This window comes from Hanstruepera flava (assembly GCF_023634025.1).
GTDB lineage: Bacteria > Bacteroidota > Bacteroidia > Flavobacteriales > Flavobacteriaceae > Hanstruepera > Hanstruepera flava.
Genome location: NZ_JALJCW010000003.1, coordinates 434,538 through 444,790 on the forward strand (window position 1 = coordinate 434,538; position 10,253 = coordinate 444,790).

Here is a 10,253-nt window from a genome sequence, read left to right on the forward strand (position 1 = left end):
AAATTATGAGTACAAAAGTTAAAAAAATGCTTTTCATTTTATCTAAAGCCACAATTGAAAATGCTTATGCCGCATTTGTAATGGCAAATGGAGCTAGAATGGAAGGTATAGAATCCGAAATATTTTTTACTTTTTTTGGTCTTGAAGCCATTCAAAAGAAAAAACTTGAACACTTAAAGGTAGCAACCGTTGGTAATCCTGGAATGCACATACCAACCATGATTGGTGGACTGCCTGGTATGGAGGCGTTAGCTACAAAAATGATGAAAAAGGAAATGGAGAAATTGGATATGCCTCCTGTTGATGAGTTTTTAGAAATTCTATCAGATTCTGGTTGTAAACTTTGGGCTTGCAAATTAGCCGTCGACATGTTCCACCTTGAACGTGAAGATTTAATTGACGATTTGGATGGCATACTTACCATCGGTGATTTTTATAGTCGCGCAGACCAAGAAGGTTGTCAGCTACTGTTTATATAAAACAAAAATGCGTTAGAAATTTCTAACGCATTTTTTTACACCACCTATTTTCCAGAGAAAATCTCTTTTAATTGTGTTACGATGTTGCCATTACCAGCTACGGTAATTTCACCGATTTTATCGGCAATTTTTTCAACATACTCCATCTCTTTAAGCTTGTACAACATGTCGTTTTCCTCCATTAGTTTTGCTGTGTTAAGCAAACTACGTGTAGAAGCTGTTTCTTCACGACGTGTAATAATGTTGGCTTGAGCTCGTTTTTGCGCAACTAAAACCTGATTCATGATTTCTTTCATTTCACCTGTTAAAATCACATCTCTAATACCGCAGTTCAAAACGTTTACACCCAACTTGGTCGCACTTGCTTTTACGTCTTCAAACACTGCTTCTGCAATATTATCTTTACGCTCTAACAATTCATCCAAAGTGTAAGCTCCAACATAAGCACGCAACGCTAATTGCATGGTAATGTACAATTGCTTTTCGTAGTCTTTGTTTTCCAAAAGTGCTTTTTCAATATCGGTGACTTTATACTGTGTATAAAAGTTGATACGAACTGCAGCTTTATCTTTTGTCAACAATTCCTGACCAGAAATTTCCAATTGCAATTGACGCAAATCGGCTTTAGCGATTTTAATGGTTGTATCGTTTCGCCAGAATCTGTATGTACCTCCATCTAAAGTTTTGGTATATACATCATCAACCAAAAGCACTGCTTTTTCATAAGTTGCAACTTCAAATGCGCGAATGTATTTGCTCAATTCATAATTGCTGAATAGTGACTTGTCAATTTTTTCAGTGATATAAATCTTACTCAAATCGGCACGTACAAACTCACGTTCAATCAAACCCTTCCAGTACACGTAGCGTCCAGCAGTTAAAACCGTTTTGAAGTTACCTTTTTCGTAAACTAAAACTAGTTCACCATCTTTAACCTCAACAATCTCTAACATCGCTTTTAGCGTTTCGTCTGTTAGTAAGAGTTCTAACGCTATTGGAGCCACAAAGGTGTTTGCGAGGTCGTACATCAATACACGTTGATTAAAACCAAGCCAGTGTTTTCCTTGTGTAATTACTCTCAAGTAATCACCATTTTTGAAAACCAAACCTACTTTTCCTGCATTAATTCTTACTCGTTTCATTGTTTCTAATTATTTAAATTAAACATTCTAATTTGCCCACTATGGACGTGGCAAAACCTGTAACGGAAGGGTTGCCTACTTCGTCACCAAATAACGAGTTCATCTGGTTTTGAAGTTTATTTTTAAATTTTCATTTTTTATAGATAAAATAGCAGATTGTAAATCATCTTTTCGGTACGGAAATACTCATAGTAATAACTGAGACTAAACGTGTTGAGCAATGGGATTAAAAATGCGAAATCAAATGCATGACTCTAGTTGATAATCTAACTACAAAACTTAATTTAGCTTTGGTATATTACAAATCAGTATTTCAAGGTACTTTCAAGATTGCCAGTCAAAAACCTTTTGGTTTATTACTTGCCGATTCACAACCTGACTATTTTGTCAATTTTTGATGAGCAGTTTTGACCAACTGCATGGCTATCAGTTTTACAAGATGATAAGCTTCATCCTACATTAAAAGTGTAGTACTCTACCAATTGAGTTACAAGATTCTGAACATCTTGACCGGACTCGAACCGGCAACAAAACAATCTATTGTTCTAGCCAACTGAACTATCTCAAAAAAATTGAGAGTGGGAGTCGAACCCACGACCTATAGAGTCGCGACTATTTTTTGGATAACAGTCCATCCTTCAAGTCTAGTTGAATATGAAACAGTGATACGAAACCGCAACCTTTCATACAATAGTGTTATACCGAAACACCCAACAAGACTAGCTTGATATTTTAATTTAGTACCTCTTACCAGATTCGAACTGGCACTTTCGCTTTCGCGAACAGATTGGCTCTAAATGCGCTTCCCTACTTTCAATCCTGTTAATTTCGGTGCTTCTGCAAATTCTATTCATTAGTGAGCACGTCACTAACAACTTCTTCCAATCACTTCATGGTTACGATCAAAGGTCTTTTACCACAGCTCTTCCCTTTAAGCTAAAGAGGTATTTGTGGAACAGACAGGAATTGAACCTGTATCCTCGCATTTTCAGTGCGCCGCATTGACCAACTTTGCTACTGTTCCTATTTAGATAATCCGAAAGGACTTGAACCTTTACCTCAAGAGTCAAATTCTTGAATGCTACCATTACACCACGGATTACTTTTGTAAACCCAACAGGACTCGAACCTGTACCACAAGGTTCGTAGCCTTGGATGCTTTCCAATTACACCATGAGTTTATTGTACTCTACCTTGGATTCGAACCAAGACTTAACAGGGCTTAAACCTGATGCCTCTTCCAGTTGGGCTAGTAGAGTATTTGTACAGGAAGAGAGATTCGAACTCCCAATTTCTTGATTCTAAATCAAGTGCGTTTGCCGTTTTCGCCATTCCTGCAAATAGTTGAGGTATTAGGACTTGAACCTAAATCACCCGAGTTAAAAGCCCGGTGCTTTAACAATTAAGCTACACCTCAATTATAGTTGAGATATTAGGAATCGAACCTAAACTTTTCGCCTTATGAGAGCGATGCTCTACCAATTAAGCTATATCTCATTTTGTACTCTATAAGGGAATCGAACCCTTGTCTTCTGGGAGAAAACCAGATGCACTAACCACTATGCTAATAGAGCATTATGCGGAGAGCAAAGGAATCGAACCTTCATCACCTTTTGGTAAACTTACTTAGCAGGTAAGCACAACAAACCAATATTTACCTACTCTCCAATATTTTGCAGTACCGACGAGATTCGAACTCGCAACTTCTCGAGAGACAGTCGAGCACTCAACCATTGAGTTACGGTACTATTAGCACGTTTGTAAGGATTTGAACCTCAACCATAAGTTTTGGAGACTTATATGCTACCCATTACACCACAAACGCATTTTGCGATATTGGAAAGATTCGAACTTTCAACCTAGTAGTTAACAGCTACTTGCTCTACCATTGAGCTACATTATCGATTGTGAGACAAGAATGAGATTCGAACTCATATAAAACAGATTTGCAATCTGCTGCCTTAACCATTCAGCCACCTTGTCCATTTGTGGGAATTGTAGGATTCGAACCTACTCAGTTATTAAACAACAGTGTTACAGACTGCTTCAGCTCTCCCACGCTGACGAATTCCCTTAATAATCGGCAAACAAAAAAGTTTGCCGATCATTAAAACCTCCTTTTTTTATAATAAACTATTCAACCTATTCTGAAACCAGTTTGTTTTGGTTTCTTCTTCTACCTTCTTTTGTAAGTTTTCAAGTTTTCGTTCCTTATTTTTTTGGAACTTATGCTTTTTACTTACTCTAGATAATATCTCGTCAGCATAGCTAATGAAATCATTATTCATAGCTAATTGCTTTGCCTCTTTTAGAGTGTTTTCTGCCAAATCAAATTGTTCTTGCACTTCGTACAACAGACCTTGATTCAACATAATACCAGCTTTATCAATACCTTTGACAGTTACAGCAAATTCAATTAAGTTTTGAGCCTCTTCATAGTCTCCATAGTTAATCAACAACCTGATATATTCAGGATATATGAACGGAACTTCCAAACTCACAGACAAAGCTTTTTGGTAATAGCTTTTTGCCAACTCATAGTTTCCCAGCTGTTCTATTTGTATCGTAGCCATGAGAGTTAAAGCTTTAACATTTTCAGGATCATAAGCCAAAGCGTAGTTTAATGCCTCAATAGCTCTTTCAAGTTCCCAAGGGTAAGCTTCTATAGCCCGAAACAAATAGACGTTATGTAAATTATTTTCCATGATTTATTTCTAAAATTTTAATTGTTTAATGCTTCGCATAACATATGCGAATGCAAAAACTGTTTAGATTTAGTTTTCTTGATTTTTTGTGAAATAAAAAATCCGAAACAGTTTGATTTGCTTCGGATTGATTTCTGGAAAGAATTTTACAGAAACGACCGAAGCCCATTTTGCGATTTAAACTCGCAACTCTCATTTTGATACATGTTATGTATTAGCATGGCTTCTTGTTTTTAAAAATTGTTAGCAGATGGATTGTTCAATTCTGCGGTGCAAATATGAAATGGATTTTTATATTATGCAAATAAAATTTTAATTCAACTATTTGATTTTCAGTAATTTAAGTCATAGTTGTTCCTGTCCGAATTACTTCAGATACTCTAGATTCATGCAATAGACTGTCTCTCAATCGCTTAATCTTCAATGCCTTTTATTTTAGTTTTTTAAAATTTTGTTCAAAAAAATTGTTTTTTTTCATAAAAAAAGCGTCCAATTTCTTGGACGCTTACTGTTATTATATATTTAGTTGATTTAATTCACACTTAAATTCGGTTAAAAATAGCAATAAGCGTCCTTTTTGGAAATAGATTTTTCATCTCAATTCCACGATAATCGCACTGACTTAACAGTGACCAAGGTGCTTTATGTACTATTGTTTTTCTCATTTGTGGTACAAATATGGCCAAAAAAATAATTAAACCAAAAAAATGGTAAAATATCTAAACGTATTTACCCTTGAAAATATGGAATGTATATTTCAACTATTTTAGTTAAAATCCTTGAAGTAAAAGCTTAAGAAACAAAAGATAAAAGGACTCCTAATCAAACTATTGATTTTGGAGCCCTTTAGAAAAAAACTACTAAATATTAACCTACTTTACTATTATTTTTTTCGTTAAAACGCTATTATCTGCATATATCTTTACAAAATAGATACCACTTTGAAGTGTACTTACTCTTTTAGTAACCTCTCCGTTTTTAAAATCTGAATATGATATATTAAAAACGCGCTTACCCAAAGAATCGTAAACTTCAATTGGCTTATCTAATTGAATATTTGATGCTATTTTAATAGTTATATCATTCTCTGCTGGAACTGGATAAATTTGAATATCAGATTCTACAAAACTAAAATCTGTTGTGCTTAGCAAGCTACCCATAATTTCATTTGAAAACGTTACTTCAGACTCACCATTTGCATATACTGTTTCTACAGCATATCTGTATAATACATTAGGATCAATATTAGTTCCATCTGCATCTACTAAATCTAATTCTGAAATAGGTGATGAATTTAATTGTGTCCAATTTGACGTATCTGGAAATTCACTAGCTAAACCACGATAAACATTATAAGTAACAGCTTCGTTATTTGTAATTGGTGTTCCGTCGTCTAAAGTATTAACACGCAATAAAAATGAACTTGGCACTCCAATTAAATCTGATAATAATCCTGGTAACTCTCCAGGATAACGAATAACTGCTCCATTAAAAATATTAGCATCAGAGAAATCAACAGATAAGAAGTTTGTTGTTTCCGCATTGTTTTGCCAGTGCACAGCAGCCATAAAAGGTTCATCAACTACAATATTTGGAACATCTATAACTTGAGTTGCATTTTGTAGGATTAAAAATGGCTCACTTGAAGCTATAACTTCATTAGAGTTTAAATCTATTATATCAATCGTTACAAAATCTTCAACACCTTGATAAATTGATGTTTGTATTTCAACACTGGTAATTGTTGTTAATTCTGAAATTAAATAATAATTACCTAACCATACATCTTCGTTTGGTTCGTTTGCATAACCGTTTGACTCCTCATTTAAATCGTATTGTAATTTAACTTTTGAGCTTAACTTTGGACTTTTCCAAGAAACGGTTGGTCCTGAATTTTCATCTACTTGAACATCAAATGGACTAATGAATTCTTCACTTAAAATAATGTTGCCGAAATTGATATCGGTGTCAACAGCTGCAAAAGGTATTATCATTTCATCGTAACCATACATGAATAATTTAATCTCGTAATCTGAACCTCCAAATACTAATGGAAAAGTAAAGCTACCATCACTATTAGAGCTTATAGTTTCTACTACAGCTTCATCTTTCGATAGGGTTACAGTTACAGACTCTAAAGGTGTTGATGGTGCGTTGTCTCCGTAAACAAAACCAGAAACTACAATTTCAGGAAGCTGACTTAAAAAGAAATCTTGTGTTTGAGTTGCCGAATTAAAATCTATTGTTTCAATGTTATCAAGATAACCATCTGCTCCTGCTATTATATTATATAAACCAAATGGTAATGCTGGCAATGTGTAATTACCATTTATATCAGTTTGCGCAGTTATAGAAGATCCTTCGAAAACTATTGTTGCTCCAGGAATAGGGTTGTTTGTTGCTAAGTCATATACTGTTCCAGACACTGTTGCGCTAGATGTAACTGGATCTACTACAAATCTTGTTTGATTATAATTTGTAGTTTCAAAAAATCCTGTTGGTGGATTATCTGGGTCTAAATTAAAAACATCTAAAGCTCCAATAGTTCTTGTTTCACCTCTAGTTTCTACATCTCCAATAAAGCGTAATATTGAAGGTGGCCATTCAGGATCATATTGGTATACTCTAACCACAACATTTTCAATGCCATTTAATAATATTGGCTCATTAAACGGAATGTATAAATCTTTATTAAATCCAGGTAATATTTCAGCTACACCATCATAAACTAAAACTAGCTCTTCGGTTTGACTAAAGCCTCCAGATAAATTTGTATCACTTGTTTGTTTAACCCAAACCTTTAATGGGTATTGAGTTACTTTATCTGCTGGTAAAATATTATCATATTTATAAGCTACACCATAGGCATAACCTGGTGAATTGAACTCTGTATTATAAAACATAGCTTCTGTTAAATCGTCTTCCCCCAATGTTTGAGTACTTCCACCTGGTGAAAATGGTACAAAAAAATATTCTTCCAACTCACCAATTGTATTTATTTCAACAGTATTAGGCACAATACTTACTGTTGCTTCTCTAAATGTATTATTAGACAGGTTTTGGTCGCTGGCATATTCTATTTCAAAATAAAGTCTTTTATTAGAAATCGAAGTAAATGAATAATCAATATTAATAATTGCTTCTTGTAATGAATTAATATTTACACCACTAACAGATGTCAACTCTGTATTAGGAGCTTCCATTAGTTTAATTGTATAATCTGACCCCAAAACATTATTTTGACCTAGGTTCTTTATTCTGCATGGAAAACTTTCAGAAACATTTTGTCGTGCTATAAAATTCATATCTCCATTTACCACTTTTAAATCGTTGCTATATTGATACAATTTAGCATCAGAAGTAAACAAGTCGAATTTTGATAGTCCACTATTATTGGAAGTACTTACAATACCAATATAATTAATACCTGCTGCTGCCGAAATATCAACATCACGTTGTTCCCAAGTATTAAACCCTTGTGAATTATCTATATCTGCAATATAGTTTACTTCCCCTGTAGTTCCATTTTTCCAAACTAATGTATGAACGGCCGATTGTGCAGGACTTGTTTTAATATAGAATCTAAACCGGTCTCCGTTTTCTATATCCAACAACGGTGTATATAAGGTATCTGTTACAACTCCAAAGAAATTTTCGGCTGGTTGTGAAGCATAGTAATAATTACCCTCTACAGGTGTGTCAAAATTAATATCATCTCTAACGCCAAAATTAATACTCCACCCTTCTGGCGGAAAACTTGCTCCTTCAAAACTTTCCCAGAAAACATCTACCGGAATTGTTTGCTCATATTGATCATTACTAGAATCAATATCTCCTAGTGCATTTAAAGTAATTACAACATCATTTAGTCCTGAAGTAAATGCATATTGTCCAAGGTTAACCGTTACAGCTTGTCCTGATGCTAGATTTAGATTATTAGTTGTAAATGGTGTTTGGTCAATACCATTGACTGACCAATTAATTTCTGCTATATCAATAGTATTGACACCAAAATTCTGAACAGAAACCAAAACATCCAAAGTTGTTGGATTGGCAATCATACCGTCTGGTGAAATAGATACGATTCCGCCATCTTTAAATGATGACACTTCATAGGTTGAATTTATTTGGTCATTAGAGGTATCAAAATCTCCCGATAAGTTTACTTGAGCTTCAATATCATAAAATCCTTCTGTTGCGAAATCAAAATTTCCTAAATCAATAGTTGTGCTTTCTCCAGGTTGTAAATTAAGAGCAGAACCGTTGTATGTTGGTTGCGCCGAACCATTTATTCCCCAAGTAATAGTAAAATCGTCAATAACAGTTGTTCCCAAATTTTGCATTACGACTAAAACAGTCTGGGTGCCAGTTGATTCTGAAACACCTACTGGATTATTGACTTGTACTAATGCGGCATCAGAAAAGCTAGTTGGACCAACTGTAACATCATCAACAAACCACTGATGAAATGTTCCCTCATGTCTAAAGGCAACATAAATTGTTTCGCCTTCAAATGCACTTAAATCAATAGTTCGTTGTTCCCAATCTACTGTATTAAGCGTATTAGCTTCATAAATTTCAACATAATCACCATCTGCTGGGTCTGGACTTCCGGTAGAGATTTGGACAGAAGATTTATCGTAAAATGCTATATCCTGATCATCACTAATCTCCCAATACTTTAATTCGTAATTTGCGTTTACAACAGTAATAGCAGAACTTACCAACCAATTATCCATTTGGTTATTTGCAATATTTGAATCTGCAGAATGGTTACCTGTATGAGAAATATTTTCAAAATCTTGTCGCCAACCTCTTGTGCTTTCGCCTTCTAGATATATTTCCCATTCTGTTGGCGGCCATGATTCGAAGCCTTCGTTTAGTGTTGTTTGTGCAAATGCCAGATACGTAATGAATACTGACATGAATAAAAGAATAGTTTTTTTCATAATATATTTATTTAGGATTGCACCATTTAAAATGATGCAATCCATTAAATGTTTACTTCTTAATTACAATAGATGATTTAATATTTCCATCTGCATTAATCTTTAATATGTAATTGCCTGATGGTAAGTTCGCCATATCTAAATTACAGTCAACACTATTCGTTTTATTAATAGAATTAATTAATTGTCCGGTAATTGAGTACACTTTAATGTTAACGTCTTCATAAGTTCTTCCTAATGATATATTAACACTATTAACTACTGGGTTAGGATATACTTTAATACTTAATGGAGTCTCAATTGACGTAACACTTAATGTATTAACTTCAAAACAAGCAGATGTGTCAGATACGCCACAATTGGTATTTGTTATAATAACTGCATAACTACCATTTGTTGTTGCCGTGAACATTTGATTTGTTTCACCATTAATTGGTGCATTTCCATTATTACAGTCTACCCATTGGTATTCAATTCCAACTCCAGATACATTTGCAGTTAACATTTCAGCGTTTTGAGTAACCGAAGAATCTATAGACGCATCTTCAGAGAAAATTGGTAAAAATACATTGCCTGATTGTGCCTCTATTGTGCTACAGTCTACAGTTACTGTTCCAGTTACATCACATGCGCCTGGTCGTGTAAAGGTATAGTTGTATGTTCCAAAGGCTACATTGGCTACTATATTGTCAAACTCTGTTACAGAATAGTTGTATGTGTTGTTGCCATCTGTTAATTCAATATCACCATCTACCCATGCACCTATTATTGGATTACTTGATGTTGATACAAATACATTTGCTGATGTCTGGTCTTCAGAGAAAATTGGTAAAAATACATTGCCTGATTGTGCCTCTATTGTGCTACAGTCTACAGTTACTGTTCCAGTTACATCACATGCGCCTGGTCGTGTAAAGGTATAGTTGTATGTTCCAAAGGCTACATTGGCTACTATATTGTCAAACTCTGTTACAGAAT

Annotated in this window: 5 protein-coding genes and 13 tRNA genes; 1 reads left to right on the plus strand and 17 read right to left on the minus strand. The window is 34.4% G+C overall.

Annotated features, from left to right (window positions below):
• Positions 1-5: 5 nt before the first annotated feature.
• On the plus strand, positions 6-479 hold the full coding sequence (locus tag MTX13_RS12015) for a DsrE/DsrF/DrsH-like family protein (protein ID WP_250435689.1): 474 nt from the start codon (positions 6-8) through the stop codon (positions 477-479).
• A 44-nt stretch (positions 480-523) separates the two neighbouring features.
• Here the strand turns inward: MTX13_RS12015 and MTX13_RS12020 are convergent, their stop codons facing one another.
• From MTX13_RS12020 to MTX13_RS12100, 17 genes are all read right to left on the minus strand, one after another.
• On the minus strand, positions 524-1,621 hold the full coding sequence (locus tag MTX13_RS12020; RefSeq protein ID WP_250435690.1) for a slipin family protein: 1,098 nt from the start codon (positions 1,619-1,621) through the stop codon (positions 524-526).
• A gap of 951 nt (positions 1,622-2,572) precedes the next feature.
• Positions 2,573-2,645: transfer RNA gene (locus tag MTX13_RS12025), tRNA-Phe, on the minus strand.
• A gap of 7 nt (positions 2,646-2,652) precedes the next feature.
• Positions 2,653-2,723, minus strand: a tRNA-Gln gene (locus tag MTX13_RS12030).
• A 6-nt stretch (positions 2,724-2,729) separates the two neighbouring features.
• Positions 2,730-2,802 (minus strand) — tRNA-Arg (locus MTX13_RS12035).
• 83 nt (positions 2,803-2,885) lie between these two features.
• Positions 2,886-2,959: transfer RNA gene (locus MTX13_RS12040), tRNA-Leu, on the minus strand.
• A 6-nt stretch (positions 2,960-2,965) separates the two neighbouring features.
• A tRNA-Lys gene (locus MTX13_RS12045) sits at positions 2,966-3,038 on the minus strand.
• 7 nt (positions 3,039-3,045) lie between these two features.
• Positions 3,046-3,118: transfer RNA gene (locus MTX13_RS12050), tRNA-Met, on the minus strand.
• A 5-nt stretch (positions 3,119-3,123) separates the two neighbouring features.
• Positions 3,124-3,195 (minus strand) — tRNA-Glu (locus MTX13_RS12055).
• 6 nt (positions 3,196-3,201) lie between these two features.
• Positions 3,202-3,288: transfer RNA gene (locus MTX13_RS12060), tRNA-Ser, on the minus strand.
• A gap of 9 nt (positions 3,289-3,297) precedes the next feature.
• Positions 3,298-3,369 (minus strand) — tRNA-Asp (locus tag MTX13_RS12065).
• A gap of 5 nt (positions 3,370-3,374) precedes the next feature.
• Positions 3,375-3,446 (minus strand) — tRNA-Trp (locus MTX13_RS12070).
• Positions 3,447-3,452: 6 nt separating this feature from the next.
• Positions 3,453-3,524 (minus strand) — tRNA-Asn (locus MTX13_RS12075).
• A gap of 7 nt (positions 3,525-3,531) precedes the next feature.
• Positions 3,532-3,604, minus strand: a tRNA-Cys gene (locus tag MTX13_RS12080).
• A 6-nt stretch (positions 3,605-3,610) separates the two neighbouring features.
• Positions 3,611-3,694: transfer RNA gene (locus MTX13_RS12085), tRNA-Tyr, on the minus strand.
• Positions 3,695-3,744: 50 nt separating this feature from the next.
• Positions 3,745-4,326 carry a tetratricopeptide repeat protein gene (locus tag MTX13_RS12090; RefSeq protein WP_250435692.1) on the minus strand — a complete coding sequence of 194 codons (582 nt, stop codon included), beginning with the start codon at positions 4,324-4,326 and terminating at the stop codon, positions 3,745-3,747.
• Positions 4,327-5,198: 872 nt separating this feature from the next.
• Positions 5,199-9,275 (minus strand): T9SS-dependent choice-of-anchor J family protein, encoded by a 4,077-nt coding sequence (locus MTX13_RS12095; RefSeq protein ID WP_250435694.1) that lies wholly within the window; start codon positions 9,273-9,275, stop codon positions 5,199-5,201.
• Positions 9,276-9,327: 52 nt separating this feature from the next.
• On the minus strand, positions 9,328-10,253 hold a 926-nt coding region (locus MTX13_RS12100; RefSeq protein WP_250435696.1), incomplete at its 5' end, for a T9SS type A sorting domain-containing protein.